General features: G+C 67.4%; 23 protein-coding genes and 2 pseudogenes. 8 read left to right on the top strand and 17 right to left on the bottom strand.

All coding sequences use genetic code 11. The features are described from left to right. Window positions 1-179 precede the first annotated feature (179 nt). A complete protein-coding gene (locus PARN5_RS0115090; protein ID WP_018000613.1) occupies window positions 180-2,246 on the bottom strand; it encodes a TRAP transporter permease in 2,067 nt (688 codons plus the stop codon). Window positions 2,247-2,327: 81 nt separating this feature from the next. Then, the gene (locus tag PARN5_RS0115085) at window positions 2,328-3,329 is read right to left on the bottom strand and encodes a TAXI family TRAP transporter solute-binding subunit (protein WP_026155465.1); all 1,002 of its coding nucleotides are present in this window, start codon (window positions 3,327-3,329) and stop codon (window positions 2,328-2,330) included. Between the two features lie 157 nt (window positions 3,330-3,486). Here PARN5_RS0115085 and PARN5_RS0115080 point away from each other — a divergent pair. After that, window positions 3,487-3,783, top strand: a pseudogene (locus tag PARN5_RS0115080) (inorganic phosphate transporter); the annotation flags it as partial. Between the two features lie 142 nt (window positions 3,784-3,925). Here the strand turns inward: PARN5_RS0115080 and PARN5_RS24300 are convergent. Continuing rightward, on the bottom strand, window positions 3,926-4,411 hold the full coding sequence (locus PARN5_RS24300; protein WP_157404043.1) for a hypothetical protein: 486 nt from the start codon (window positions 4,409-4,411) through the stop codon (window positions 3,926-3,928). A 274-nt stretch (window positions 4,412-4,685) separates the two neighbouring features. Here PARN5_RS24300 and PARN5_RS0115070 point away from each other — a divergent pair, with 274 nt between their 5' ends. Next, window positions 4,686-6,122 carry a sodium:alanine symporter family protein gene (locus PARN5_RS0115070; RefSeq protein ID WP_232419408.1) on the top strand — a complete coding sequence of 479 codons (1,437 nt, stop codon included), beginning with the start codon at window positions 4,686-4,688 and terminating at the stop codon, window positions 6,120-6,122. Between the two features lie 195 nt (window positions 6,123-6,317). Here PARN5_RS0115070 and PARN5_RS24600 read toward each other — a convergent pair whose 3' ends face one another. The 7 genes from PARN5_RS24600 to PARN5_RS0115035 form a co-directional block, all read right to left on the bottom strand. Beyond that, entirely contained in the window at window positions 6,318-6,731 is a 414-nt protein-coding gene (locus PARN5_RS24600) for a hypothetical protein (RefSeq protein ID WP_018000608.1), read from the bottom strand. Window positions 6,732-6,742: 11 nt separating this feature from the next. Further along, entirely contained in the window at window positions 6,743-8,026 is a 1,284-nt protein-coding gene (locus PARN5_RS0115060; RefSeq protein WP_018000607.1) for a sulfite oxidase, read from the bottom strand. A 194-nt stretch (window positions 8,027-8,220) separates the two neighbouring features. Beyond that, window positions 8,221-9,198: a phosphate acetyltransferase gene (pta, locus tag PARN5_RS0115055; RefSeq protein ID WP_018000606.1), complete on the bottom strand. Its 978-nt coding sequence runs from the start codon at window positions 9,196-9,198 to the stop codon at window positions 8,221-8,223. Window positions 9,199-9,201: 3 nt separating this feature from the next. Beyond that, the gene (locus PARN5_RS0115050; protein ID WP_017998120.1) at window positions 9,202-10,218 is read right to left on the bottom strand and encodes a putative sulfate exporter family transporter; all 1,017 of its coding nucleotides are present in this window, start codon (window positions 10,216-10,218) and stop codon (window positions 9,202-9,204) included. Between the two features lie 230 nt (window positions 10,219-10,448). Further along, window positions 10,449-12,230, bottom strand: coding sequence for a sulfoacetaldehyde acetyltransferase (xsc, locus tag PARN5_RS0115045; RefSeq protein WP_026155106.1), 1,782 nt, complete (start codon window positions 12,228-12,230; stop codon window positions 10,449-10,451). A 17-nt stretch (window positions 12,231-12,247) separates the two neighbouring features. Beyond that, window positions 12,248-13,900 carry a GMC family oxidoreductase N-terminal domain-containing protein gene (locus tag PARN5_RS0115040; RefSeq protein ID WP_018000605.1) on the bottom strand — a complete coding sequence of 551 codons (1,653 nt, stop codon included), beginning with the start codon at window positions 13,898-13,900 and terminating at the stop codon, window positions 12,248-12,250. Between the two features lie 73 nt (window positions 13,901-13,973). Then, window positions 13,974-15,281 carry an MFS transporter gene (locus tag PARN5_RS0115035; protein WP_018000604.1) on the bottom strand — a complete coding sequence of 436 codons (1,308 nt, stop codon included), beginning with the start codon at window positions 15,279-15,281 and terminating at the stop codon, window positions 13,974-13,976. Between the two features lie 222 nt (window positions 15,282-15,503). Here PARN5_RS0115035 and PARN5_RS0115030 point away from each other — a divergent pair, with 222 nt between their 5' ends. Then, entirely contained in the window at window positions 15,504-16,268 is a 765-nt protein-coding gene (locus tag PARN5_RS0115030; protein WP_018000603.1) for an IclR family transcriptional regulator, read from the top strand. A 6-nt stretch (window positions 16,269-16,274) separates the two neighbouring features. Here the strand turns inward: PARN5_RS0115030 and PARN5_RS22290 are convergent, their stop codons facing one another. After that, entirely contained in the window at window positions 16,275-17,303 is a 1,029-nt protein-coding gene (locus tag PARN5_RS22290; RefSeq protein ID WP_036744971.1) for a LacI family DNA-binding transcriptional regulator, read from the bottom strand. 205 nt (window positions 17,304-17,508) lie between these two features. Here PARN5_RS22290 and PARN5_RS0115020 point away from each other — a divergent pair, with 205 nt between their 5' ends. The 3 genes from PARN5_RS0115020 to PARN5_RS0115010 all read left to right on the top strand — a co-directional run bounded on the left by PARN5_RS0115020 (window position 17,509) and on the right by PARN5_RS0115010 (window position 21,911). Then, window positions 17,509-18,918 (top strand): aldehyde dehydrogenase family protein, encoded by a 1,410-nt coding sequence (locus PARN5_RS0115020; protein ID WP_018000601.1) that lies wholly within the window; start codon window positions 17,509-17,511, stop codon window positions 18,916-18,918. After that, entirely contained in the window at window positions 18,915-20,441 is a 1,527-nt protein-coding gene (locus PARN5_RS0115015) for an AMP-binding protein (protein ID WP_018000600.1), read from the top strand. The genes PARN5_RS0115020 and PARN5_RS0115015 overlap by 4 nt, the downstream gene beginning before the upstream one ends. A 156-nt stretch (window positions 20,442-20,597) precedes the next feature. Beyond that, a complete protein-coding gene (locus PARN5_RS0115010; RefSeq protein WP_018000599.1) occupies window positions 20,598-21,911 on the top strand; it encodes an MFS transporter in 1,314 nt (437 codons plus the stop codon). A 40-nt stretch (window positions 21,912-21,951) separates the two neighbouring features. Here PARN5_RS0115010 and PARN5_RS25215 read toward each other — a convergent pair whose 3' ends face one another. Beyond that, on the bottom strand, window positions 21,952-22,158 hold the full coding sequence (locus tag PARN5_RS25215) for an oligopeptide/dipeptide ABC transporter ATP-binding protein (RefSeq protein WP_346420788.1): 207 nt from the start codon (window positions 22,156-22,158) through the stop codon (window positions 21,952-21,954). A gap of 6 nt (window positions 22,159-22,164) precedes the next feature. Next, window positions 22,165-22,467: a hypothetical protein gene (locus PARN5_RS24920; RefSeq protein ID WP_232419405.1), complete on the bottom strand. Its 303-nt coding sequence runs from the start codon at window positions 22,465-22,467 to the stop codon at window positions 22,165-22,167. Window positions 22,468-22,511: 44 nt separating this feature from the next. Between PARN5_RS24920 and PARN5_RS22935 the strand changes: the two genes are divergently transcribed. After that, entirely contained in the window at window positions 22,512-22,709 is a 198-nt protein-coding gene (locus PARN5_RS22935; RefSeq protein ID WP_026155462.1) for a hypothetical protein, read from the top strand. A 207-nt stretch (window positions 22,710-22,916) separates the two neighbouring features. Here the strand turns inward: PARN5_RS22935 and PARN5_RS22275 are convergent, their stop codons facing one another. From PARN5_RS22275 to PARN5_RS0114980, 3 genes are all read right to left on the bottom strand, one after another. Continuing rightward, window positions 22,917-23,171 (bottom strand): transposase, encoded by a 255-nt coding sequence (locus PARN5_RS22275; protein WP_018000594.1) that lies wholly within the window; start codon window positions 23,169-23,171, stop codon window positions 22,917-22,919. Window positions 23,172-23,259: 88 nt separating this feature from the next. Beyond that, window positions 23,260-23,589, bottom strand: a complete 330-nt coding sequence (locus tag PARN5_RS0114985; protein ID WP_018000593.1) for a type II toxin-antitoxin system VapC family toxin — start codon at window positions 23,587-23,589, stop codon at window positions 23,260-23,262. Then, window positions 23,586-23,780: a type II toxin-antitoxin system VapB family antitoxin gene (locus tag PARN5_RS0114980; RefSeq protein WP_026155461.1), complete on the bottom strand. Its 195-nt coding sequence runs from the start codon at window positions 23,778-23,780 to the stop codon at window positions 23,586-23,588. Before PARN5_RS0114980 ends, PARN5_RS0114985 begins: the two co-directional genes overlap by 4 nt. A gap of 207 nt (window positions 23,781-23,987) precedes the next feature. Here PARN5_RS0114980 and PARN5_RS0114975 point away from each other — a divergent pair. Further along, window positions 23,988-24,283 (top strand): annotated as a pseudogene (locus tag PARN5_RS0114975) (conjugal transfer protein TraG); the annotation flags it as partial. Window positions 24,284-24,644: 361 nt separating this feature from the next. Here PARN5_RS0114975 and PARN5_RS0114970 read toward each other — a convergent pair. Continuing rightward, window positions 24,645-26,285 carry a bifunctional 3-(3-hydroxy-phenyl)propionate/3-hydroxycinnamic acid hydroxylase gene (locus tag PARN5_RS0114970; protein ID WP_018000590.1) on the bottom strand — a complete coding sequence of 547 codons (1,641 nt, stop codon included), beginning with the start codon at window positions 26,283-26,285 and terminating at the stop codon, window positions 24,645-24,647. Window positions 26,286-26,459: the final 174 nt, after the last annotated feature.

Raw genomic sequence — 26,459 nt, 5'->3', positions numbered from 1 at the left:
GTCGCGGGCGACCGGCCTGCCCGAGGCCAGGACCAGCCGCGCCTCGAACCCGGCCAGAGCGCGAAAGACCGCGATATCGGCACGCCAGCCCGGCGCAATGAGCCCCAGATCGTCGCCGGATCGTTGCCCTGCATGGCCAGATCAGCGCCGCCCGCCCGGCATGGCGGGCAGACCGCGGCTCATCTGGCCGGCTCCGGGCTGGGGCCGGAACGCCCGGCGAGATATTGCCGCAGCAGCACGACCCCCAGGATTGCTGCGCCGATCAGGGTCGAGACAACCTCCGGCGCGATCATCATCAGCGCCGCGACGGGCAGCAGCAGCCGCTCGACCAGCAGCAGTGGCCCCAGAAGCCAGTTCGTGATCGCGGCCGACAGGGCCACGATGCCCAGAACCGAACCGGTAAAGGCCAGCAGGAAATCGGGCAGGGTAAAGGACTGCGTGACCAGCAGCAGCGAAGGCGAGAAGACGAAGACAAACGGCACCATGGCCTTGCCCATCGACAGCCGGAAGGCGGTATTGCCGGCCTTGAAGCCGTTGGCCCCCGCGATCCCTGCGCCGGCATAGGCTGCCAGCGCGACTGGCGGCGTCACGTCGGCCAGCACGCCGAAATAGAACACGAAGAAATGTGCCACCAACGGTTCCACATTCATCATGCCCAGCACCGGCGCCGCCACCGCGACCATGATGATGTAATTCGCCGTCGTCGGAACGCCGCAGCCCATCAGCACGCAGACCACCGCCGTCATCAGCAGGGTGAAAAGCAGCGTCAAGGTCTGGATGCTGAACAGCTCGAAGGGCAGCGCGGCCAGCAGCCCGTGCAGCGATGTCGCCCAGTTTGCTGCGACGGAGGTGACCATGAAGGCGATCTTGAAGCCGACGCCGGTCAGGGTGACGATGCCGATCACCACGCCGACCAGCGCCGCGGCTGCCGTCACCGCCAGCGATTGCCGGGCACCGGCGACGAAGCCTTCATAGATGCCGGCGGCGGTTTCCTTGACGCCCTCGAGCATGCCCGCTGCGAGAACGCGCTGGATCAGATAGACCACCATGCAGGCGGTGATGGCCCAGAAGGCCGACAGGAAGGGTGTGCGGCCGGACATCAACATCCACACGAGCAGCACCAGCGGAAACACCGACAGCCAGCCCTCGCGCAGCACCTTGGCGGCTTTCGGCAGCTCTTCCTGGCGCAGGCCGCGGATGCCGAGACGCTTGGCCTCCAGATGCACCTGAACCAGCACGCCGAAGAAATGCATGAAGGCCGGCACGACGGCGGCGATCAGGATGGTGCGCAGCGGGATGCCCAGGTATTCGACCATCAGGAAGGCGACCGCCCCCATCACCGGTGGGGTGATCTGCCCGCCGGTCGAGGACGCCGCCTCGACCGCGGCCGCGAAATGGCGCTTGAAGCCGATCTTGATCATGGCCGGGATGGTCAGCGCGCCGGTGGTCACCGTATTGGCGATCGACGAGCCCGAGATCGTGCCCAGCATTGCCGAGGAAATGACCGAGACCTTGGCCGGCCCGCCGGCGAACCGCCCGGCCAGCGCCGTGGCCAGGTCGATGAAAAGCTGCCCCAGTCCGATCTTCTGCGCCATCACCCCGAACAGCACGAAGTGGAACACATAGGTGGCGATGACGCCAAGCGCGGTGCCGTAGATGCCCTGCGAGGTCAGGTAGAGGTGGTTGACGATATTGGCCCAGTCGGCGCCGGGATGGACCAGGATGCCCGGCATGGACTTGCCGAAATAGGCATAGGCGATGAACAGGGCCGCGATGACCGGCAACGGCCAGCCCATCGAGCGGCGCACCGCCTCCATCAGCGCCAGCAGCAGCACCGTGCCCATGGCGATGTCGATGGGCAGCGGGTTGCCGACGCGGAACTGCAACTGATCGTAGATCCAGGGCACATAGAAGGCGCTGATGGCGCCGCCGATGGCCAGCAGCCAGTCCGTCACCGGCACGCCGAGAACGGCGAAGCCGTCCGTCCTGTGGCGGTTGCGCGCCAGCGCCGAGAAGCTGAGGAAAATGACGAACAGCGACACGCCCATATGCAGCCCGCGATGCGTGGTCGCGCGCGGGATGCCGAAGCCCGCCGTATAGAAGTGATAGCAGGACAGCAGGAACAGGATCACCCCGGTCAGGATGGCGACGGAACGCGTCACCGTGCGAAAGCGGGCCTCGGGATCGTATTCCTCTTCCAGCGCGCGAAGCTGATCCTCGGAAAGCTGGGGGGTGGTCTGGGTCATTCGGAATTCCTGCCGTGCAATTCAAAGGCCAAGGGACGCGGCCGAACCTCGGCCGCATCCCCCGTCGGCTTGCGTGCCTGCTTATTCCAGCTTGCCGGCCTCTTTGTAGAAACGCTCGGCGCCGGGGTGGAAGGGGATACCGGCACCCAGAGTCGCATTGTCCAGGGTGATCTGTTTGCCCTTGGCATGGCCGGCGGCGAACAGTTTCTGGGTGTTTTCGTTATAAAGGGCCTTGGTGATGCCGTAGATCAGCTCTTCGGGCTGGTCGGCGCTGGTCACAAGCTGCGCCCCGACCGAGAGGGTGGCGGCATCGGCATCCTGCCCGTCATAGGTCCCGGCCGGAACCGTGTCGGCGGCAAAGAAGCTGTAGGTTTCGCGCAGCTTGTCGGCCTCGGGGCCGGTGATGGGCACCAGAGTCACGTCATGCTGGCTGGCCAGCTCCGCGATCGCGCCCGCCGGATAGCCGCCGACGAAGAAAAAGGCGTCCATCGCCCCGTCGCGCATCCGGTCCGCCGCCTGGTCCGGCTTGAGATATTCCGGGGTAATGTCCTTTTCGGACAGGCCGTATGCGTCAAGGATGATCTTGGCATCGACCAGCGTGCCCGAGCCGGGCTCGTCCAGCGAAACCCGCTTGCCCTTGAGATCGGCGACCGAAGCGATGCCCGCGTCCTTGCGCGCCACCAGATGGATGCTTTCCGGATAGAGATTGGCGATCAGCCGAAGCTTTTCGACGGCAGGCTGGCCTTCCCACAAGCCAGTGCCGGTCTGCGCCCAATAGGCGACGTCGGACTGGCTGAAGCCGGCTTCCATGGCGCCGCCGTTGATGGCGTTGACATTACCCACGGAACCGTTCGAAGCCACCGCCGTCGAAACCAGCCCCGGCACGCCGCAAGAACCGCCATCCTCGCAGGCGCGCGAGCCCGGTGCGTTGGAAATGGCATTCGCGATCAATCCACCGATCGGGTAATAGGTGCCGGCCGTGCCGCCGGTGCCGATGCGAAAGAACGACATCTCTTGCGCCGAAGCGGCTGGGCCGAGCGAGGCGGCGATGGCAATGGCGGCGAGGAATGTCCTGAGTTTCATCTGCATCTCCCTGTTTTCCAGATCGTCTGGGGTCGAGGCTAGTTCAGAGCCGCCGCTGATGACAACCACTCCAGGGCGGCGAAAATGTGCCGTTGCGTCACGTCCCGAAGGCCGCGCCGTGCCGGCCGCCGGCCAAACCCGTCGGTCCCGGCAACCGATCGCGGTGGCGCGGGTCTGGGTGCCGATCCTGGTGGGCATCATGGCGGGGGCCTTCACGGCCTATCTGGCGATGAAGGGGCTGAAGCAGCTGGTCGAGATCTCGATGCGCTCGGCGCTGCTGCTGGGCCTGCTGGTGGGCTTCTGCTCCTGGCTGCTGATGATGCCGGTCACCCGCCGCCAGTCCGAGGGGCTGGAGAATCGCAACAAGTCGCTGAAGGTGCTGTTCGGCACTCCCCTGGTCGCCTCGGCGGCGCTGCTCAGCTTTGCCCATGGGGCGAATGACGTCGCCAATGCGGCGATCTCGTCCAGGTTCTGAAAAATCCGTTCCTGGCGATCCGGCGCGACGAGACGCCTGTCGCCGCCCTGCCTGCGTTTCATCACGCCCCGGTCAGGCGTCCGCAGCCAGGTTATCGGCCTGATCATGGAGGTTCACGGGATCAATGCAATAACCAGTAGAGCAATCCCAAGCTGGATGAATATGCCGCCACAAGGATCACGAGGTTCCTGAAGGCTTGCCTGCGCGTGGTCGTTACCCCGATCAGCTCAATCTCAAGATCATCGAGGCAAACCCGCTTTTCCTCGCTTTTCCTGTTGTGACCCGCTTCCTTGTCCTTGCTCATGCGTCGCCCCGCGGATTGCCTGGCCAGATATCGGGCAAAGGCTTCGGCTGCTTGTGCAAGAGGACCGCAAGAGAGCCGCTCTCGCGCATCAGGGCGACGGCAAACCTGACCTCGCCGGCGGGGATCCCGGTTTTGATGAATGTCTTTTATGCCATAACCGTCTTTCATCTGCGGGCGGCCTCCTGTTCCCAGTCTGAAACAGCAGCGGCAGCAGGCGGTTTTCGGCCAGAATTCGCCAGATGCGGAGAAGGCGAATGGCCCACCGGCGGTTTGTTCGGGAAAGCTGCGGATATGTGCTTTCATAGCACGCTCCCTGTCAGAAACGGGTCGAACCAGTCTCCGTCGTCAGGGAGGACACCCTGGGCGCACGCAGCACACGCCTTGCCTGCAAGTAGCGGGGCGGCAGGGCGGATCAAGGGGTGGGCAACCGAAAGCAAGCCCCCATGGGATCGCCCATGATCCGTTCGGCAAAGACCCGGCCCCGGCCGAACTTGACATCCGGCCCCGAACACCGCCGTTTGTGGTCATTGCAATAACACGAGATGGATTGATGGGACTCGACAAGTTAGAGGAAGTCTTGGGAAAGCTCGGCGGCATCGTCTGGGGGCCTTATCTTCTTATTCCGTTGCTTTTGGGCACGGGGCTTTACCTGACGATCCGGCTGCAGGGCATCCAGCTTGTCCGGCTGGGCGCGGCCCTGCGTCTCGGCCTGCTGAAACGCAAGGATGACGACGCCGAAGGCGACATCTCGCAATTCCAGGCGCTGACCACCGCCATGGCGGCGACCGTCGGCACCGGCAATATCGTCGGCGTGGCGACGGCCATCGCGGCCGGCGGTCCGGGGGCGCTGTTCTGGATGTGGGTCACGGCGATCCTCGGCATGGCGTCGAAATATGCCGAAGCCTTTCTCGGCGTGCGCTTCCGCACCACCGACGAGGTGGGCGAGAAGAACGGCGGCCCGCAATACTACCTGGAGCGCGGCATCCCGAACGGTTTCGGCAGGTTCCTTGCGCTGTGCTTCGCGATATTCGCCGTCTGCGCCTGCTTCGGCATCGGTAACATGACGCAGGGCAATTCGATCGCCTCGAATCTCGAGCGCAGCTTCATGATCCCGACCTGGATCACCGGGGTCGTCCTGGCCGTCCTGACGCTGGTCGTGCTGGTCGGGGGCATCAAGTCCATCGGCCGGGTGACGGCCGGGCTGGTGCCGGTGATGATCCTGTTCTACGTGCTGGGCGCGCTCTATATCCTGCTGGTCAACATCCAGGCGCTGCCCGCCGCCTTGGGCGAGATCTTTTCGCAGGCCTTTACCGGGACGGCGGCGACGGGCGGCTTCCTGGGCTCCACCATCATGATCGCGGTGCAGTTCGGCGTGGCGCGCGGCATCTTCTCGAACGAATCCGGCATGGGCTCGGCCGCGATCGCCGCCGCTTCGGCGCAGACCACGCATCCGGTGCGGCAGGGGCTGGTGTCGATGACCCAGACCTTCATCGACACGATCATCGTCGTGTCCTGCACCGGCCTGGTGATCATCACCACCGGCGTCTGGAACCAGGTCGATCCGCAGACCGGATTGCAGATCTCGCCCTCGATCATGACGGGACAGGCGTTCAGCCATGGCCTGCCGGGGCAGTGGGGGCACTGGATCGTGACCATCGGCCTGGTCCTGTTCGCCTATTCGACCATCCTGGGCTGGGCCTATTACGGCGAGCGCAACCTCGAGCGGCTGGTCGGCCATCGCGGCGTCATGCCCTTCCGCATCCTGTTTTCGCTGGTGGTGCTGCTGGGCTGCACGGTCCAGCTGGGCGTCGTCTGGAACTTTTCGGACGTGATGAACGGCTTGATGGCCATTCCGAACCTGATCGGGCTGCTGATCCTGTCGGGCCTGATCGCGCGCGAGACCCGCTTCTATCTGCGGCACGATCCCCGGCTGGAGGCCAACCGCCAGCAGATCGAGGACTTCATGAAGGGCCAGTCGAGCTGGGCGGAATGGAAGGCCAGCGAGCGATCGTAGCCATCGCTGACCGATCATCGGGACCCCGCCTGCGGGGCCCCGGTTCGGGGAAGGGGCGTCCCGGCCGGTGATTCCGGGGCAGGTCATCCTGCCCGGGGTGGTCCGCATCTCAGGGGCGATGCATGCAGGTCGAATTCCCGCGGACCTCGATCATGTCTGCGGCGATCACGCCGCATCCCCGGCACCCGTCTCCGCCTATCTCTCGGACGAGAAGTTGGTCTTGAGATAGGCCAGGATCAGCGCCTTTGTCTCCTCGTCCGGCTCGGCCATGCCCTGCGCCTCGACCATCCAGCGCCACAGCTCGTCCCAGCGGTGGTCGGTGACGCGCTGCTGCTTGATGATCTCGGTCGAATGGCAGGCGACGCATTGGTAATAGGTTTCCTCGGCGCCCTCGCCGTCGGGCAGGCCGCCGAATTCCTCGTTTCCCGCCCGCGCCTCGCCCGCATCTGCCCTGGCGCGGAGCGCCGTCATGGGATCGAGCGGATGCGAGCCGGCCGGCCGCCCCGCCAGCGCGCCCATGGGATCGAGCCTTGCCTCGGCCGCGACCAGGCCGGTCCCCAGCACCAGCACGGCCAGGGCGGCGGCGAATGTCTTGATGATCCTGAACATCGCGCCACCCCTCAGCCGACCGCGACCAGCGCGATGCGGTGCTGGATGTTGTTGGCATAGCCGCGCGGGTTCCAAACCGGCGACAGCGGCGGCTGGCCGATGCCGTCCTGATCGACCGCCCGCGCCCAGACCTCGTAATAGCCGTGCTGCGGCAGGGTCACGCTTGCCCGCCAGCGCTGCCAGGCGAAGCGGTTCGGCGCCGGCTCCAGCGCGGCCTCCTGCCAGGTCTGGCCGAAATCCAGCGAGACATGCACCGAGGCGAGATCGCCCTTGCCGCACCAGGCATGGCCGCGCACCTCGACCGCCTCGCCCGCCTTCACCTCGGTGCCGGTTTCCGGGAAGGTGACGATGGATTTCACCGGCATCTCGGTCAGCACCACCATGTCCTCCTCGGGCACCTCGGTGCCGGGCGCGACCGGATAGGCGGGAATGCGATAGGAATCGCCGGTCATCTTGGCGCCGTCATGTTCCCTGTCGCGGACCCGGATGCGGTTGAGGTATTTCTGCGAGGCCGAGGCCGGATAGCCCGGCACCACCAGCCGCAGCGGAAAGCCGTGCAGCGGCGACAGCGGTTCGCCGTTCATCGCCCAGGCGATGATCGCGTCCTCTTCCAGCGCCTTTTCGATCGGCACGCCGCGCGAGATCACCTCCTTCTCCTCGTCGCCGCTCAGATGCACGTCATTGCCGTAATGCCCGGTATAGACGGCGCTTTCCTTGACGCCCGCCGCCTTCAGCACCTCGGCCAGCCGCACGCCGGTCCATTCCGGGCAGCCGACCGCGCCGGTGGTCCACTGGTTGCCCGAGGTTCCGGGCTGGAAGAAGGCCCGGCCGTTGCCGCCGCATTCGATCACCAGCCGCCGGGTGACGGTCTCGAAGCGCGACTTCAGATCGTCGATGGTCAGCTCCAGCGGGGTCTCGACCTCGCCGTCCACGGTCAGCACCCAGCCCTCGGCGTCCTGGTCCAGCGCCGTCTGCGGCACGAGGCCGTTCATGCGGACGAACAGCCGCTCATAGGGGGTGACGTCGTCGTCCAGCAGATGCGCCGGAGTCTCGGCGTTCAGCGGCCGGTCGCCCAGCACCACCAGCCCCTGCTTGCCGGCCATCAGGTCCAGGCCGGTGTCCTGGGCCAGCGCGGCGGGCACGAAGCCCGCGGGCAGGTTGCGCCCGAACGGCACGGCCATGCCCAGCACCGTCCCCAGCGCGGACAGACCGGTCGTTTTCAGAAAACCGCGCCGCGCGCCGTCGATCGCATCCGCATCGCGGACGGCTTCGGTGTTTCCAGACTGTTCAGGCATGGTTTCTCCTCCTGTGGCTTGGCACGTCCCAGGGTGGCGGGCGTGGCCTGCTGCTTCTGGTTGCGGGACCGATCATCGATCGGTGGCCCTGGTTGAAACTTTACCCCGCAGGGGGCCGGAAATCATTCGCTCTCGTTGGATCGCATTCCCGAGAGCATCGGCCGCATCGCCGTGGCTTTGCGGGATCTGGGGGGTTAGGCGGGGGCTTTTGTCCTGGCGGCGGCCTGGATTGCGGTTATTGCGGTTGCGTTGACGATGTCCTCGACGGAGCATCCGCGGGAGAGGTCGTTGGCGGGGCGGGCGAGGCCCTGCAGGATCGGGCCGATCGCCGTCAGCCCGCCCAGGCGCTGCGCGATCTTGTAGCCGATGTTGCCCGCCGCCAGGTCCGGGAAGATGAAGACGTTCGGCCGCCCGGTCAGCCGGCTCTGCGGCGCCTTCCTGGCCCGGATCGCCTCGTCGAGCGCGGCGTCGAACTGCAGTTCGCCATCGACCTCGAGATCCGGCTCGGCGGCGCGGATCAGCGCCAGGGCCTCGCGCAGCCGCCCGAGGCTCGGATGCTCGGCCGAGCCCGCGGTCGAGAAGGACAGAAGCGCCACCCGCGGCTTCTCGGCCAGGAGCTGGCGGCAGCTCGCCGCGGCCGCGCGCGCGATGGCGGCAAGCTCGGCCGCGTCGGGCTGGATCACCAGCCCGCAATCGGAAAAGATCATCCCGCCCTGGACCGGCGCCTCGGGCCCGCAAGCGAGCATCAGGAAGAAGCTCGAGACGATCCCGGCATCCGGCGCCTTGCCGATGATCTGCAGCGCCGCCCGCACCGTGTCGGCGGTGGTGGCGACGGCGCCGCCGACCGTGCCGTCGGCCTGGCCCAGCCGCACCCGCATCGCCGCCTGGCGGATGGGGTCGCGCATGTCGTCGAGCGCGCGTTCCGCGGTCATGCCGCGCGCGGCGCGCAGCCGGTGCCAGTGATCGGCAAGTTCCGCCAGGTCCGGCGCCTCGGCCGGGTCCAGGGCGGTGACGCCGGGGATCGCGGGCCCGTTCATCAGCGTGACGCGGGCCAGGCCCTGTTCGGTGATGCGCCGCGCCGCCTCGGCCACGCGCGGATCCGCGCCCTCGGGCAGGATGATGTGGCGGGCGCGGGCGCGGGCTTCGGCATGGATGCGGTCGAGCGGTTTCATCGGCTATCCCAGAAGATGCAGGCCGGCGACCACGAAGACGCCGAGGAACACGGTTTCCGCCACGATCAGCGCGATGGCGCCGGTGCCGACCTCGAGCATGCGCTTGAGCGAGGTCTTGATGCCGACCGCCGCGATGGCGATCAGCAGCGCCCAGCGGGACAGCTGCCCGGCGAGGTCCGAGAGCGCCTGCGGGATCGCGCCGGCGCTGTTCAGCGCCGCCAGCGCCAGGAAGCCCAGCACGAAGCCCGGCAGCAGCGGCGGCGCCGTGCCGCCGTCGCTGTCGGCCAGCCCGCGCGCCCGGATGATCAGCGAGATCGCCAGCACCACCGGCGCCAGCATCGAGACCCGGATCAGCTTGACCAGGGTGGCGGTCTCGCCGGTCTCGGGGCCGACCGAGAAGCCGGCGCCGACCACCTGGGCCACGTCATGGATGGTGCCGCCCAGGAAGACGCCGCTGTCGCGCGCCGTGAAGCCGAAGAGCGCGGCCAGCATCGGGTAGAGCACCATGGCCAGGGTCGAGAGCACGGTGACCGAGAGCACGGTGAAGACCAGGTCGCGCTCGGATTTCTCGTGGCGCGGCAGCACGGCGGCGATGGCCATGGCCGCCGAGGCGCCGCAGATCGCGACCGAGCCGCCAGTGAGCAGCCCGAAGCGCCAGTCCCGGCCGCCGAGCCGGGCGAGCGCGAGGCCGCAGAGGATGGTCAGCACCACCCCGGCGGCCACCAGCCCGATGGCGCGCGGCCCGAGCGCCGCCAGCATGTCGACCGAGATCCGCGCGCCCAAAAGCGCCACCCCGAGCCGCAGCACGCTGCGCGCGGTCAGGGCGACGCCCGGCGCGGTGCGGGTGCCGTCCTCGGCCAGGAAGTTCAGCGCCAGGCCCAGAAGCAGCGCCAGCAGCATGGCCGGGGCACCGTAATGGTCCGACAGGAACTGCGCCGTCGCCGCCACCAGCGCCGAGACGGCGAAGCCCGGGAAGGCCTCCGAGATGAGGCTGCGCGAGGGGATCAGGGTGGTTGTCATCGTCGTCACCGGGATGCGGGGATGGGGCCGGCGCGAGGGGGGTCGCGCCGGGTCGTCGTCGGAAGGGGCGCGCGGCCTCGGGCGGGATCGGCGAGGCCGGGCCCCCGAGGGGGGCGCCGCCCCCCTCGCGCTTGCCTGGCCCCTCGATGGGGCCCGGCAAGCGCACCCCCCGGGGTATTTGCCCAACGGTGAAAGCCGGGGCCGGCCTTTCTGCGTCAGGCCTTCCCGCGTCAGGCCGCGCCCTGCTGCGGGCGCATGTCGGCCGGGTCGATGCCCGCCACCACCACCGGCTTCTTCATCGCGTCGCGGCGGAAGGGCTCGCCCAGCTCCTGGTTCAAGAGCACCTCGATGAAGGTGGTCTCGCGGTTCTGCATCTGCCGCTCGACCGCCTCGTGCAGGGCCGCCGTCAGCTCCTCCTGCGACTTCACCTGCACGCCGAGGAGCCCGCAGGCCCGGGCGATGCCGGCATAGGAGGTGTCGCGGTCGAGCTCGGTGCCGACGAAGTTGTTGGCGTACCACAGCGTCGTGTTGCGCTTTTCCGCGCCCCATTGGTAGTTGCGGAAGATCACCATGGTGATCGCCGGCCAGTCCGCGCGGCCGCAGGCGGTCATCTCGTTCATCGAGATGCCGAAGGCGCCGTCGCCGGCAAAGCCGATCACCGGCACGTCCGGATTGCCGATCTTGGCGCCCAGGATCGCCGGGAAGCCGTAGCCGCAGGGCCCGAACAGGCCCGGCGCCAGGTATTTGCGCCCGGCCTCGAAGCTCGGATAGGCATTGCCGATGGCGCAGTTGTTGCCGATGTCCGAGCTGACGATCGCCTCCTTCGGCACCGCCTGCATGATCGCCCGCCAGGCCTGGCGGGGCGACATCAGCCCGGCGTCGCGCGCCCGCGCCTCGGCGTTCCATTCCGTGCCGGGATCGTCATCCTCGTGGTCGAGGCTCGAAAGCTCCTGCGCCCAGCGGGATTTCGTCTGCGCGATCAGCGCCTTGCGCTCGGCCCGGCCGGCGTCGCCCGCCGTGGGGGCGAGCTGCGCCAGGACGGCGCGCGCCACCTTGGCCGCGTCGCCCTGGATGCCCACGGTGACCTTCTTGGTCAGCCCGATGCGGTCGGCGTTGATGTCGACCTGGATGATCTTCGCCTCCTTCGGCCAGTAGTCGATGCCGTAGCCCGGCAGGGTCGAGAACGGGTTGAGCCGCGTCCCCAGCGCCAGCACCACGTCGGCCTTGGCGATCAGCTCCATCGCCGCCTTCGAGCCGTTGTAGCCCAAGGGCCCCACCGCCAGCGGGTGGCTGCCCGGGAAGCTGTCATTGTGCTGGTAGTTCGAGGCCACCGGCGCATCCAGCCGCTCGGCGAGCTTCGCCAGGTCCGGGATCGCGCCCGACAAGACCACGCCGGCGCCCGACAGGATGACCGGGAACCGCGCCTCGCTGAGCAGCCGCGCCGCCTCGGCCACCGCCGCCTCGCCGCCCGCCGGCCGCTCGAAGCGGACCACCTGCGGCAGTTCGACGTCGATGACCTGGGTCCACATGTCGCGCGGGATGTTCATCTGCGCCGGCGCCGAGTTGCGCCAGGCCTGCATGATCACCCGGTTCAGGACCTCGGGGATGCGCGAGGGATCGCGCACTTCCTCTTGATAACACACGCAATCGGCGAAGAGCCGCATCTGCTCCATCTCCTGGAAGCCGCCCTGGCCGATGGTCCTGTTCGCCGCCTGCGGCGTGACCAGGAGAAGCGGCGTGTGGTTCCAGTAGGCGGTCTTGACCGGCGTCACGAAGCCGGTCACCCCGGGCCCGTTCTGCGCGATCGCCATCGACATCTTGCCCGTCGAGCGCGTGAACCCGTCCGCCATCAGCCCGGCATTCGTCTCATGCGCGCAGTCCCAGAAGGTGATCCCCGCCTTCGGGAACAGATCCGACACCGGCATCATCGCCGAACCGATGATCCCGAACGCATGCTCAATACCATGCAGTTGCAAAACCTTGATAAAGGCTTCCTCAGTGGTCATTCTCATGGCTGTTTCCTCGTCCTTCAGGCAGCTTTGTCGATACCGGCGCGGGGTCCCGCGCCGGCTTCGGCGCGACGGTCGTCAAGGACCATGCGCGCCAGCTTGGCGCCGATCATCATCGCGGGCGCATTGGTGTTGCCCGAGACGATCTCGGGCATGATCGAGCAATCGGCCACCCGCAGGCCGCGGATGCCGCGCACCCGCAGGCGCGGGTCCACCACGGCGCGCGCGTCCGCGCCCATGCGGCAGGTGCCGGTCGGATGGTAGATCGTGGTCGAGTTCATCCGCGCCCAGGCCAGCACCTCGTCATAGCCCTGCACGTCGGCGGTCGGCCGGAACTCCTCGGAGATGGCGGATTTCAGTGGCTCGGTGCGCGCGAACTTGCGGGCGATCTCGATGCCGGCGACCAGCGTGTCGCGGTCGGTCTGGGTGGCCAGGTAGTTCGGCTCGATGAGCGGCGCCTCCAGAGGATCGGCCGAGCGCAGCGTGATGGTGCCGCGGCTTTCCGGCCGCAGCTGGCAGACCGATTGCGTGAAGGCCGAGAAGGGATGCACCCCTTCGCCGGGGCTGTCGGCGGACCAGGGCTGGATGTGGAACTGGATGTCGGGCGTGGCGAGGCCGGGCCGGGTGCGCAGGAAGCCGAAGACCAGGCTGGCGGCCATGGTCATCGGGCCGGTGCGGAACAGCGCGTATTCCAGCCCGATCCTGGCCTTGTTCATCAGGCTGCGCACCTCGTCGTTCAGCGTCGCCTCGCGGCATTTGAACACCAGCCGGGCCTGCAGGTGGTCCTGCAGGTTGCGGCCGACCTCGGGCGCGTCATGGGCGACCGCGATGCCGTGGTCGCGCAGATGCGCTGCATCGCCCACGCCCGACAGCATCAGGATCTGCGGCGAGCCGATGGCGCCGGCGCAGAGGATCACCTCGCGCGCGGCGCGGATCACCTGATGGCTGCCGTCGGGGCGCCGGATCTCGACCCCGGTGGCGCGGCCGTCCTCGATCACCACGCGGCGCACCTGGGCCTTGGTGACCACGTCCAGGTTCTGCCGATGGCGGATCGGCTTCAGGAAGGCGGCGGCCGAAGAGCAGCGCCGGCCCTTGTTCACGGTCAGCTGGAAATGGCCGACGCCGTCCTGCACCGGGCCGTTGTAATCGGGGTTGTAGGGGATGCCGTTGGCCTTGGCGGCCTCGATCCACAATTCGCAGATGCGGCGGCGCAGGCGCGGGTCGGAAACCTGCAGGGGACCATGCCTGCCGCGTCCCTCGCCCTCGCCGCGCTGGAAGGTTTCCAACTCCTGAAACAGCGGGCCGACCTCGCGCCAGGACCAGCCATCGTTGCCCATCTGCGCCCAGCGGTCGTAATCCTCGCGCTGGCCGCGGACATAGAGCAGCCCGTTCAGCGACGAGGACCCGCCCAGCACCTTGCCGCGCGGCCAGTGCAGCGAACGGCCGTTCAGGCCCGGGTCGGGCGCGGTCTCGTAGCACCAGTCGAAGTCCGGGTTGTGCATGGTGCGGAAATAGCCGACCGGGATATGGATCCAGGGGCTCGAGTCGCGGTTGCCGGCTTCCAGCAGGGCGACGCGGATCGCGGGATCGGCGGAAAGATGGTTCGCGACCACGCAGCCGGCCGATCCGGCGCCGACGATGACGTAATCCGCGAGGTCTGATGCTTGGCTCATCTTGGCATCCTTTGCGGGCTCGCGCCCATGGTTCGGGAAGGAAGGCCGGGCGGGGCTGCCGCCCGGCAAGGCTCTAGCCGCGCTCGCGGCGGCCGATCAGCACGGCGCAGACGAAAGACACCAGCGCGGCGAAGACGACATAGGCGCAAAGCCAGAACGGGTCGTTGTCATTCGCGGCCATCAGTGCCGTCGCGATCATCGGCGTGATCCCCGAGGCGAAGATGCCCGAGAACTGATAGACGAAGGACACGCCGGTATAGCGCACGCTGGGGTCGAACAGGTCCGCGAACAGCGCCGCCTCGGGGCCGTAGCACATCGGATAGACGATGCCGAAGGGCAGGGCGATGCCCAGGATCACCAGCAGCGGATCGCCGGTGGACATCAGCGCGAAGGCCGGGAACACGCTCAGCGCCAGCAGAAGCGAGCCGATGGCATAGGTGCGCGGCCGCCCGATCCGGTCCGACAGCCGGCCGAAGAACGGGATGCAGACCACCATGACGATGGCGGCGCCGCAGACCGTCCACAGCGCGAAGGTCCGCTCCAGCCCGACGTATTTCGTCAGGTAGAGGATCGAGAACACCGCAAAGACGTTGAAGAACACACCGTCGATATAGCGCGCGCCCATGCCCAGCACGATATTGGCCGGATAGCGTTTCAGCATGTCCACGAAGGGCAGGCCCTGGTCCTTGGCCCGCGATTCCGCCTTGGCCTTCTTGAACTCGGGGCTTTCGCCGATATTGCTGCGGATCCAGGTGCCCAGCACGACCAGGACGATCGAGGCGACGAAGGCCGCGCGCCAGCCCCAGGCCATGAAGGCCTCGTCCGGCATCATGGTCAACAGCGCCATCACGCCCGAGGCCATGAACAGGCCCAGCGACAGGCCGATCTGCGGGATCGAGGCGTAGAAGCCGCGCTTGTTCTCGGGCGCGAATTCATAGGCCATCAGCACCGCTCCGCCCCATTCGCCGCCGATGCCGATGCCCTGCGCCACGCGCAGCAGCAAAAGCAGGATCGGCGCCAGGATGCCGATCTGGTCGTAGGTGGGCAACAGGCCGATCAGCACGGTCGCGCCGCCCATCAGCAACAGCGTGATGACCAGCATGGTCTTGCGGCCGATGCGGTCGCCGAAATGGCCGAAGATGACGCCGCCCAGCGGCCGGGCCACGAAGCCCACCGCGAAGGTGGCATAGGCCAGCAGCACCGAGATCGTCGGGTCGTCGGCCGGAAAATACAGCTTGTTGAAGACGATACCGGCGACGACGCCGTAAAGAAAGAAATCGTACCATTCGATGGTCGATCCCACGAGGCTTGCGAACACGACCTTCTTGACATCGTGCTCCCGGTCGCCAAACGCGTTGGCGCCAGCGGTCGTTACCGCCATGACATCCTCCCTGATGCTGCGACGTTGTTCGATTGTTCAGCTGTTTCCCGGCAAATCCTCCTTTTGCCGGTGCGCCGACGTTGCCTCAGGCCGCCAAGCCATGTCAAAGCATTTTTGGTAGTCATACTCTCATTTTTGCAATTCCACCCTATGCAGCCGGCGGTTGGAGCGGCGCCGGCAACCATGTAGAGTCGGGCCGAGAAACGACGGAAACAGCCGATCATGACGAGCCTTCAGGACAAGTCCGCCCTGCCGCCAAGCTTCCGAAATCTGCAGATTCTAGAGGTTCTTGCCAGCGAGGGGCGGCCCCTGACCGCGACCGAGATCAACGCCTCGCTGAACCTTCCGGTGCCGACCATCCACCGGCTGGTCGGCAATCTGGAAGCCGAGGGCTTCCTGATCCGCCATATCGACGGGCGCAGCTATCAGCCGGGGCCGAAACTGCGGCAGATGATGCAGGGCGTCATCCGCTTCTGGCACCAGGACCTGCCGCAGCGCGACGTGCTGATTCGGCTGAACCAGCGCCTGGGCGAGACCTGCAACCTGTCGATCCCGGACGGCGATGCGATGCTTTACATCGACCGGGTCGAGACGCATTGGCCGCTGCGCATCCAGCTTCACGTCGGCTCGCGCGTGCCGCTGCACGCCACGGCGGCGGGCAAGCTGGCCCTGTCGCAGATCAACGACGGCAAGCTGGAACGCTATCTGAAACGCACCGAACTTTATGCCTATACGGCGCAGACCATCACCGACCCGGACCGGCTGCGCGACGAACTGCGCCAGATCCGGCAGCAGGGATATTCGACCGATACCGGGGAGTTCGTGCCCGGCATGATCGCCATGGCCGTGCCGGTGCTGGACCGTTCCGGGCAGTTGATCGCCACGGTGTCCTTCCATGCCCCGGTGCAGCGGCTGACCTTGGCCGAAGGGCTGAAATACCTGCCCGACCTGCGCGCGGCAGCCGAGGAACTGGCCGGTCTGATGTGACGGGCATCAGCGCCGGGTCATTTCGGCCGCGATGCCGGTGCTGGCGCGCATGATCAGCTCCAGCTCGACGCGGCTGCGGATCATGAAATCGGCATCCGGGCGCCCGATTGCCGTGACGATGGCCTGTCCGGCCGCGATGCCGACCTGTTGCGCCGGGATCCGCACGGTGGTCAGCGCCGGTTCCATCTGCGCCGAGCCGGCGAAATCGCCGATGCCGATCACCGACAGGCTGGCGGGGATCGCGATCCCCAGCCGCGCCGCCGCATAGATCGCCCCCTGCGCGATCACGTCATTGGCGCAAAGCAGGGCGCTCGGCCGGTCCTCGCCGGCCAGCAGCTCCAGGCAGGCGGCCTTGGCCTGGGCGATGCTATAGGGCACCTCGACCTGCCAGCGGTCCTGCAATTCGATCCCGGCATCGCGGAATACCGCCGTCGCCGCCGTCTTGCGGTCCCGCGCCCGGTCGTTGTCGAAGGTGGCGGGAAAGACCATGCCGATGCGGCGATGCCCCAGCGCCACCAGATGCTCGGCCGCCAGCCGGCCCGCCTCGCGATTGTCGACGCCGATGCAGGGCAGCGCCGAATCCGCCAGGTAGTTCCACAGCGCCAGCAGCGGTACGCGCTGTTCCGCGATCAGCCGGAAGGTGCCGGGGCTGTGGTCCAGCCCGACCACCGCCAGCGCGTCGACGCGATGCTCCAGCAGCTTGCGGACCAGCCGGTATTCGCTGTCCAGGTCGTAACCGTGCGAGGCCAGCAGCAGGGTGAAGCCCTGCGCACTGACCGTGTCGTTGAAGGCCTGCACCACCTCGGCGAAGATGGTGTTGGCGACGGTCGGCACCACCAACCCGATGGTGGCGCTGCGCTTGCCGTGCATGGCCTGGGCGGCGCGGTTGCGGATATAGCCGGATTTCTCGACCGCCAGCTCGACCTTTTTGCGGGTCGCCGGATGCACCAGGTCGGGGTGATTCATCACCCGCGACACCGTGGCCGGTGAAACGCCTGCAAGCTTTGCGACGAAAACAATATCGGGCTTAATCATCGGATTTTCCATAAATATCCAAGCCAATGATTAGGGTTAATGAAAACATTTGCAAGACTGTTTTCATCGCCTAAGGTCGAGATCACGGCAAGAGGAGGCCGTGCCAGACCGACATTGCAGACAGGGTGAGACCCGGTTTCCCGGGCCGCTGATCCATTCACCTTCCCGGCGGGCAACCTGCCGGGAACCGGAGCAAGTGACAGGTATGAACATCTCGAACGATATTCTCTCGGTCGACGCGGCGATGGCGCGGGCGCGCGCCGCGCAGGCCGGATACGAGGCGCGGGGCAGCCAGGGCCGCTATGACCGCGCAGCCCTGGCCGCCGGCTGGGCCATCATGCAGCCCGAGCGCAACCGGCAACTGGCCGAGCTGGCGGTCCGCAGCACCGGGCTTGGCAATGTCGCCGACAAGATCGTCAAGAACCACCGCAAGACCCTGGGCCTCTTGCGCGACATCCGCGGCGTGGCCACCCATGGCATCCTGTCCGACGACCCCGAGACCGGCATCACCGAGATCGCACGGCCCATCGGGGTGATCGGCGCGGTGGTGCCTTCGACCAACCCGGCGGCGACGCCCGCGAACAACATCATCAACGCGCTGAAATGCGGCAATGCCATCCTGCTGTCGCCCTCGCCCAAGGGCGTGGCCTGCTGCGAGATGCTGCTGGGCTTCATCCATGCCGAATTCGACCGCATCGGCGAGGACCGCGACCTGGTGCAGATGCTGCCCGGCCAGGGCAGCAAGGCCAAGACCCAGCGCCTGCTGGAGAGCGCCGACCTGGTGGTGGTGACCGGCAGCCAGGACAACGTGCGCCGCGCCTATGAAAGCGGCTCCCCCGCCATCGGCGTCGGCGCCGGCAATGTCGCGGTGATCGTGGACGAGACCGCCGACCTGGCGGCGGCAGCCGGCAAGATCGCGGCCTCGAAGACCTTCGACAATGCCACCTCCTGCTCGTCGGAAAACGCGCTGATCGTGGTCGATGCGGTCTATGACGCCTTCCTGGCCGCGCTGGCGGCCGAGGGCGGCGCGGTGCTGCCGCCGTCCGAGGCGCCGGGAATCGTCGCCCGGCTCTGGCAGGACGGGCACATGAACCGCGAGATCATCGCCCAGGATGCCGAGGTGATGATCGACAAGCTGGGGCTGGCCGGCAAGGTGCCCCCCGGCACCCGGCTGATCGCGGTCGAGACCGCGGGCATCGGCCCCGACCATCCGCTGTCGGGCGAAAAGCTCAGCCGCATCGCCGCGCTGTATCGCGCCCGCGATTTCGGCCATGCGGCCGAGCTGGCGCGGCGCATCCTGCTGCATCAGGGCGCGGGCCATTCGGTCGGGCTGCATTCGCGCGACACCGGCCGCCCGCTCTGGCTGGGCCGCGAATTGCCGGTCTGCCGGGTCATCGTCAATCAGGCGCATTGCTTCGCCACCGGCGGCGCCTTCGACAACGGGCTGCCCTTCTCGCTGTCGATGGGCTGCGGCAGCTGGGGCGGCAATTCCATCGACGCCAACCTGAACTGGCGGCATTTCATGCAGCGCACCCGCGTCGTGCGCCCGATCCCGCCGCGCGAGCCGGCGCTGGACGAGATCTTCGGCGATTACTGGCAGGAGGTCGGGCAATGAGGCTGGATCCACACCATCCGCCGCAAGGCACCGTCCGCGACTGGCTCGACATCCGTGCCGCCGAGCGGGGCGATGCCACCAGCCACATCTTCCCCGGCGACGGCGGCGCGCTGACCTGGCGCGAGCTGCGGGACGAGGCCGCCCGCATCGCCGGGCACCTGGCCGGGCTGGGCCTGCCCTGCGGCGACAGCGTGGCGCTGATGATGCCCAACGGCCGCAATGCGGTGCTGGGCCTGTTCGGTGCGCTCTACGGCGGCTTTCGCGCCACGATGATCAACCTGGTCGCCGGGGCCGAGGCCGTCGGCTATGCGCTGTCGCATTCCGGCGCCCGGGCGCTGCTGCTGGATCCCGGCCAGCGCGGGTTGCTCGACAGCGCGCTGGCCGCCCATCCCGCCGAACCCATGGTCATCGAGGCCGGGGACGGCTTCCGCTGGCCCGCCGGCTGCGAACCGGCGGCGCCGCATCCGCATGGCGCCGGGCACGACGCGCTGCTGATGTATACCTCGGGCACCACCGGCCGGCCCAAGGGCGTGCTGCACAGCCATGCCAGCCTGCTGGCCGGCGGCTGGACCACCGCGCTGGCGCATGAGCTCTGCCCCGAGGACCGGGCGCTCTGCGTGCTGCCGATCTATCACATCAACGGGCTTTGCGTGACCATCCTGGCGCCGCTGCTGTCGGGCGGCTCGGTGGTGGTCTGCGAGCGCTTCTCGGCGAGCCAGTTCTGGACCAGCTGCGAGCGGCACGGGGCCAGCTGGTTCTCGGTCGTGCCGACCATCATCTCGCATCTGCTGCATGGCGAGGGCGCGCCGTCGCCCGACGCCCGGGCGCGGCTGCGCTTCGGCCGCTCGGCCTCGGCGGCGCTGGCGCCCGAGGTGCAGTCGGGCTTCGAGCGCCGCTTCGGCATTCCCATCGTCGAGACCATGGGCCTGACCGAGACCGCGGCGCAGATCCTGTCGAACCCGCTGCCGCCGGGTCCGCGCAAGATCGGCTCGCCCGGCCGGGCGGTGGGCAACCAGGTCGCGATCCTGTCGCCCGACCTGCGCCCGCTGCCGCCCGGAGCCGAGGGCGAGATCGCCGTGCGCGGGCCCAATGTCATGCGCGGCTATCTGGGCGACCCGGTCGCGAGTGCCGCCGCGCTGACCGCGGACGGCTGGCTGCGCACCGGCGACCTGGGCCGGATGGACGCGGAGGGTTACGTCTTCGTCACCGGCCGCCTGAAGGAGCTGATCATCAAGGGCGGCGAGAACATCGCCCCGCGCGAGATCGACGAGGCGCTCTACACCCATCCCGACGTGATCGAGGCCGCGGCCTTCGCCCGCAAATGCGCCCGCTACGGCGAGCGGGTCGAGGCGGCCGTCACCCTGCGCCCCGGCTCGGTGCTGCAGCCGCCCGAGCTGATCTCGATCTGCCAGCAGCGGCTGGGAGAGTTCAAGTCGCCCGAGGTGATCCACCTGATGGCCGAACTGCCCAAGGGCCCCTCGGGCAAGATCCAGCGCCTGAAGCTGGCGCAGCTGACGCAATAGCGCCCAAGGGGCAGGAAGGAGACTCATTTTCCAGGAATACGGCCCGGCGCCAGAAGCCCGAAGACCCGTCGGAGGAGGGCGGGGCTTCGACAGGGGACCGCGCCACGGGCCGCAAACGGACGTGCCAACACATCCAGCATAATCCAGGGAGGAGACATGCTAAGGCTTACCCGCTTCAGGACGACGGACCGGGTTCTGTTCGTCATCTGCCTGATGTATCTGGTCACCTATATCGACCGGGTCAACATCAGCACCGCCGCCCCCGCCATGCAGGCCGAACTGGGCCTGACGAATTTCGAGCTCGGGCTGGCGTTTTCCGCTTTCGCCTATCCCTATGCGCTGTTCCAGATCCTGGGCGGCCGGCTGGGCGACCGGCTGGGACCGCACAAGACGCTGATCATCTGCGGCACGGTCTGGTCGGCCGCGACGGTGATGATCGGCTTCGTCGAGGGCGCGGTCTCGCTGATCATCGCGCGCGTGCTGCTGGGCATGGGCGAGGGCTCGGCCTTCCCGACCGCCACGCGGGCGCTGTCGAACTGGATGTCGGCCGAGAAGCGCGGCTTCGCGCAGGGCATCACCCATGCCTTCGCCCGCTTCGGCAATGCGCTGACCCCGCCGCTGATCGCCTTTCTGGTCATCGCGCTGTCCTGGCGGCATGCCTTCATCATCGTCGGCCTGATCAGCTTCCTGTGGGTGGCGCTGTGGTGGTGGTATTTCCGCGACGATCCGCGCAGCCACAAGGGCATCACCCCCGAAGAGCTGGAGACCCTGCCCGACCAGAGGATCGTGGGCGAGCGCAAGACCCTGCCCTGGGGCCGGCTTCTGCGGCGCATGCTGCCGGTGACGATCACCGATTTCTGCTATGGCTGGACGCTGTGGCTGTTCCTGAACTGGATCCCGTCCTATTTCCTGCACCAGCACGAGCTGGACCTGAAGAAATCCGCCATCTTCGCGGCCGGTGTCTTCCTGGCCGGGGTGGTGGGCGACCTGGCGGGCGGCTGGCTCAGCGACGGCATCCTGCGCCGCACCGGCAATGTCGCCCTGGCGCGGATCAGCGTCATCGTCCTGGGCTTCCTCGGCGCCTTCGCCTGCATGTTGCCGGTGATGTTCTCGACCGACCTGGTGACGGTGGCGATCAGCCTCAGCGCGGCCTTCTTCTTTGCCGAGCTGATCGTGGCGCCGATCTGGGCCACGCCGATGGACATCGCGCCGCAATATTCCGGCACCGCCAGCGGCTTCATGAACTTCGGCTTCGGGCTGGCCGGGATGATCTCGCCCATCGTCTTCGGGCTGATCATCGACCTGACCGGGCGCTGGGACCTGCCCTTCGCGGCCTCGCTGGTGCTGCTGCTGGTGGGCGCGGCCTGCGCGCTGCTGATCCGCCCCGACCGCCCGTTCCGCGACGATCCCGCCGGTGACGACGAAGGTCTCGGCTGCGATCCGCAACTGGCCGGCGCGGTGTCGAAATGACGAAGGGGCCTGCCCCGCCGGGCAGGCCCCCGGCCGGCCGTCAGGCCAGATGGCAGGCCACCGCCTGCCCGGGGGCGAGCTGGCGCAGGGCCGGCATCCGCTGGCGGCAATCCTCGACCGCGATCGGGCAGCGCGAGGCGAAGCGGCAGCCCTTGGGCAGGTTCACCGGGCTGGGGGGGTCGCCCTGCAGCCGCGCCCCGCCGCCGCGCCTGCGATGCCCGGGCGCGAGCGAAGGCGCCGTGGCGATCAGCGCCTAGGTATAGGGATGGCGTGGCGCGGCGAAGATCTGCGCCGCCGGCGCCTTTTCCACAATCTGGCCCGGATACATCATCGCGATCTCGTCGCAGATGTGGCGCACGACGCCCAAGTCGTGGCTGATGAACAGATAGGTCGTATTCGCATCAGGACGAGCAAGCGGAATTGGACGGCCACGGTCCCGGTCACGCCCGCCATGGCCGCGCTGATCGATGCCACGCCGGCCGTCCGCATGTCGATCCTGGTCAGTGATTGCAGGCGGGCCATGATCGGCCGCCACGCCTCGGACAGCATGCGCCATTGGCGCAACAATGCGGGGCTTGCGCCCGAACCGTGGGATATGACTTGCGGCTTCAGGACAGGCGAAGCACAGCCGCCATCCGTCTTCTGAAGGCCGGGCTTACGCTGGCCGAGATCGCGGTGCACATGGGCAGGTCCGCGCGCTACGCGGCGGCGGTGATCGAGCATTATGCCAACGTTTCGCCCGATGAATCGGACGGCATCCTGGTCAGGCTCGCCCAGGCGAACGGGAGCACAACGTGAAAGAAACTGTAAACGCCGGAAGAAGGGGAAGCCCGATATAGCACAAGCCCTTGAAAAGACTTGGAGGCGGGTACCGCTACGGTAGACCCTCTGAAATCAAAAGGGAAATCTCACGTCTGCCCGCGAGCATTGGCCCACAAGATAGACCACAGCCGATCTTCTGTCACGCTCAGGCGCTGGGCTGGCCCGGCTCAATCATCCCACGCCTCACTTGCCGGTCCACGGCTTGAGCTTTCTGGATAAAAAATCGTTGGCGACGGCCAGTTCTCCGATCTTGGCATGCAGCGATCGGACCGTCTCCTCATCCACCTCCGCAGCAGGCTTTCTGCCACCGCGCTCGAAGATATCCGCAGCCCCGTCGAGCAAGGCCTTCTTCCACTGGTGGATCATCGTCGGATGCACGCCGTATTCAGCCGCCAGTTCCGAGACAGTGCGCTCGCCTTTCACTGCTTCCAGCGCCACGCGCGCCTTGAAGCGTCATCGTTCCTGCGTTTCCGCATTCCTGATCTCCTCGTCTTGGAGACCAGCACACGTCAGATCGTAGCTTCCGTCACTGTCCGATTTCCGGGGAGTAGCTCAATGGGCCTACACGGATGAGCAGGGTGGCGGCGATCAGATGAGCATCGACATAACCGATGCCGACGTTGAAGAGCCGCCGCGCCTCGATCAGCGCGATGACCTCGGCATGGCTGGCCATGGGCGCCTGCGGCAGGCCCTGCATCGCAGCGATGACGGTCTCCCGGTCCTTGAGACTGCCGAGCGCCAGTTCTCCGATGACGAAGGGATGCGCCAGCACCATCCCGGCACTCAGCAGATCGGCCAGTTCCGCATTACCCGTGCGCAGGTGGTCGATCCAGATCGAGGTATCGACGAGGATCACCGCACCGGCCGCCGGCGTGGGGCCACCGCTGCGCGTTTGTCGCTGCCGCCGAGCAGGGCGAGCCGCCGGGCGCTCTCGCGCTCGATCAGCGCCTTAAGCCCCTCGCGCACCAGGACGGCCTTCTCGCCGATGCCGGTGAGGTCATGGGCTTGCCGGAGCAACTCGTCGTCGAGATTCAGGGTGGTACGCATAGACATGCCTCCAAGGATGCATGCACCCAATATAGCATCATTCGGTGCCAATCACGATGTATCGCAGGAAACTTCCGCGCCGGATGCCGCAAGTATTTTTACGCTACCCTGCGACGGGTGCGATCAGTCCAGGAATAGCTGTTGCAACCTGTGTTGGCCCGGTTTTTCCCTCGTCGTATTGAGTATCAGCAGCGAGGTCGAAACCGCTTGTCCGGCACGAAGATCCTCTGGGGCCAGATCGCCTTGGTCTCCTGATCGTCCTCGCCTTCATCTGGGCGGCGACGCAATATGTGGCCTGGCGCCTCGGCTTCCAGCCCCAGCTCGGCCCGGCCTGGTTCGAGATCTGGGGCTGGCCGGTCTATTACCCGCCGGCGCTGTTCTGGTGGTGGTATGTTTATGACGCCTATGCGCCGCGCATCTTTGCCGAGGGCGGCATCATCGCCGCCTCGGGCGGGTTTATGGCCGTCGGCACCGCCATCATCCTCTCGGTGATGCGCGCCCGCTAGGCCGCCGATGTTGACATCCTGTTTTCCTCGCGTGCGTTACCCGACGCTGTTTCCAGGCAGCTTCGGGGGGGGGGCATCGCCGTGGCATCCTTTCGCAGCAATTCCATCGATGCGTTGGTCGAGCGCGTGTTGATCACCGGCGAAATGCTTGGGCCGGATGCGTTTGAAGCCGCCAGGAAATGCGATGAATGTCGATTCAGCCTAGCCCCCAATCAGTTCCAGCCGCCTCAGGATGAGACCGCCGTCGGGTCGTCCAGCCCAGCGCTGCCGCACGGACTGCGACGGTCCGCTTGCTGTCCTGCCTTCTTGCGGTGGCCGGCACACCGGCCCGAGCGATCCGCAAAGGGATGATACCCCCTTATTCTGCCGCCAGCGCCGGGCTGTCGGCCAGGTCCAGCGCCCGCATCACCGCATCGACGCGCTGCTGGAAGGCCTCGGCGCTGTTCGCCGTGGCCGCGACATAGAAATCCGGCCGGATCAGCACGTATTTCGCATCGATCTCGGTAAGCCAGTGCCTGTAGGTGCCTTCGGTGTCGATCACCTCGCAGCCGCCGCCGGGGGCGCAGAGCTGCACGCCGAACCCCTCCAGCAATTCGAGCCGCGCCCGCTGCCCGGGCGTCAGCGCCGCCAGCGGATCGGCCTCATAGCCGATCACCACCCAGCCCCGGCCCACGGCCTGGTCGAAGCGGTCGCACCGGCCCTTGTGTTCGACCACGCCCTGCACCGACAACTCGCCGGCATGGGCGCTGGCCGCGCACCAGGCGCCGGGGCCGAGATGGCAGATGTCGGTCGGCACCGGCCGCTGGCCGCGGGCCTGAAGCTCGGCGATCATGCGGGCGTCGCGCGCGGCGGCCTCGGCCTCGTCGGCGATGCAGATGATGCTGCCCAGCTCCTGGCTGAAGTCGATGTAATGGCAGGCGTGGTCCTTGCGCTCGCTGGTATAGCTGTCCAGCAGGCCGAGGCCCGCCTTGCCTTCAAGGATCAGGTTCAGCCGCCAGGCCATGGCCACCGCGTCGCGGATGCCGGCGCACATGCCCTCGCCGGCAAAGGGCGGCATCAGATGCGCGGCGTCGCCGCCGATCAGGCAGCGGCCCTTGTGCCATTGCTTCGCCCAGCGGGCCTGGAAGCGATAGACGGCAGCGCGCTCCAGCGCGGCATTCTCGGGTGTCAGGCCCCAGGGTTGCAGCAGTTCCCACGCCCTTTCCGGGGTCTGCATCTCGGCCACCGATTCGCCGGGCAGGACCATGAACTCCCAGCGGCGGCGGTCGGGCTGGCCGGGCTGCGGCGCGGGCCCGCCGGGGACGATGGTGGTCGGGCGCCTGGGGTCGCAAAGCTGCCACTGCGCCGGCTCATCCGGGCGCGAGGCGCGGTAGTCGAATTTCGGCAGCATGTCGAGGATCAGCCAGTCGAAGAAATAGCCCTTGTCCTCGTTCTCGATGCCAAGCGCATGGCGCACGAAGCTGTTGGCGCCGTCGGTGCCGGCGGCGAATTTCGCCCGGATTGTCCGGCGCGCGCCGTCCGGGCCGACCTCCTCGGGGTTCTGTTGCAGCGCCAGGGTGACGCCCTCGGCATCCTGGTCCAGCGCGACGGCGTTCCAGCCGCGCATCATGGTGATTTCCGGCATGCCGCCCGCCAGCTTCAACAGGCGCTTTTCCAGCAGCGGCTGGTTGAACCAGTAGCGCACGCGCCAGCCGCTGGCCGACTGGCTTTGCCAGTCCACGATCTGGAGATTCTCGCCCTTGGCGTTGCGCCAGTAATAAAGCTCGTCGTGATGGTTGATCGAGGGGTCGGTCTCGGCGTCGATGCCCAGCGTGGCCAGGATGCGCGCGATCTCGTGGTCGAAGGTCACGGCGCGCGGCAGGTCGTAATGCGTGCTCCAACGCTCGATCAGCGTCACGCGCTTGCCACGCTGGCCCAGCAGGATCGCCAGCAGCGTGCCGACGGGGCCGGCGCCGACGATGGCGACATCGGTGTCGGCGGCTTGGGTCGATGGGGTCATCGTTGTTCCTCCCTGAAACGATTGCCGGGGTTCCGGCCCGATCGCCCGCGCTCCCATGCGGGCGGATCGCTCGGCGGCGAATTTGTTCTAAAAATGAATGATCGTCAACTTTGATTGTAATTCACGCCAGCCAGGAACTTACAAGACATTGGCGGGACGCCAAAAACTCCCGCA

The sequence above is a fragment of the Paracoccus sp. N5 genome (assembly GCF_000371965.1).
GTDB lineage: Bacteria > Pseudomonadota > Alphaproteobacteria > Rhodobacterales > Rhodobacteraceae > Paracoccus.
The sequence above is the reverse complement of the archived record's forward strand: the minus strand, read 5'-3'. Positions and strand labels throughout refer to the sequence as shown.

Coding starts and splice junctions, on each gene's coding strand:
- PARN5_RS0115090 (WP_018000613.1), bottom strand. CDS start 2,246: ATGACCCAGACCACCCCCCAGCTTTCCGAGGATCAGCTTCGCGCGCTG.
- PARN5_RS0115085 (WP_026155465.1), bottom strand. CDS start 3,329: ATGAAACTCAGGACATTCCTCGCCGCCATTGCCATCGCCGCCTCGCTC.
- PARN5_RS24300 (WP_157404043.1), bottom strand. CDS start 4,411: ATGAAAGCACATATCCGCAGCTTTCCCGAACAAACCGCCGGTGGGCCA.
- PARN5_RS24600 (WP_018000608.1), bottom strand. CDS start 6,731: ATGTTCAGGATCATCAAGACATTCGCCGCCGCCCTGGCCGTGCTGGTG.
- PARN5_RS0115060 (WP_018000607.1), bottom strand. CDS start 8,026: ATGCCTGAACAGTCTGGAAACACCGAAGCCGTCCGCGATGCGGATGCG.
- pta (WP_018000606.1), bottom strand. CDS start 9,198: ATGAAACCGCTCGACCGCATCCATGCCGAAGCCCGCGCCCGCGCCCGC.
- PARN5_RS0115050 (WP_017998120.1), bottom strand. CDS start 10,218: ATGACAACCACCCTGATCCCCTCGCGCAGCCTCATCTCGGAGGCCTTC.
- xsc (WP_026155106.1), bottom strand. CDS start 12,230: ATGAGAATGACCACTGAGGAAGCCTTTATCAAGGTTTTGCAACTGCAT.
- PARN5_RS0115040 (WP_018000605.1), bottom strand. CDS start 13,900: ATGAGCCAAGCATCAGACCTCGCGGATTACGTCATCGTCGGCGCCGGA.
- PARN5_RS0115035 (WP_018000604.1), bottom strand. CDS start 15,281: ATGGCGGTAACGACCGCTGGCGCCAACGCGTTTGGCGACCGGGAGCAC.
- PARN5_RS0115030 (WP_018000603.1), top strand. CDS start 15,504: ATGACGAGCCTTCAGGACAAGTCCGCCCTGCCGCCAAGCTTCCGAAAT.
- PARN5_RS22290 (WP_036744971.1), bottom strand. CDS start 17,303: ATGATTAAGCCCGATATTGTTTTCGTCGCAAAGCTTGCAGGCGTTTCA.
- PARN5_RS0115020 (WP_018000601.1), top strand. CDS start 17,509: ATGAACATCTCGAACGATATTCTCTCGGTCGACGCGGCGATGGCGCGG.
- PARN5_RS0115015 (WP_018000600.1), top strand. CDS start 18,915: ATGAGGCTGGATCCACACCATCCGCCGCAAGGCACCGTCCGCGACTGG.
- PARN5_RS0115010 (WP_018000599.1), top strand. CDS start 20,598: ATGCTAAGGCTTACCCGCTTCAGGACGACGGACCGGGTTCTGTTCGTC.
- PARN5_RS24920 (WP_232419405.1), bottom strand. CDS start 22,467: ATGGCGCATGCTGTCCGAGGCGTGGCGGCCGATCATGGCCCGCCTGCA.
- PARN5_RS0114980 (WP_026155461.1), bottom strand. CDS start 23,780: ATGCGTACCACCCTGAATCTCGACGACGAGTTGCTCCGGCAAGCCCAT.
- PARN5_RS0114970 (WP_018000590.1), bottom strand. CDS start 26,285: ATGACCCCATCGACCCAAGCCGCCGACACCGATGTCGCCATCGTCGGC.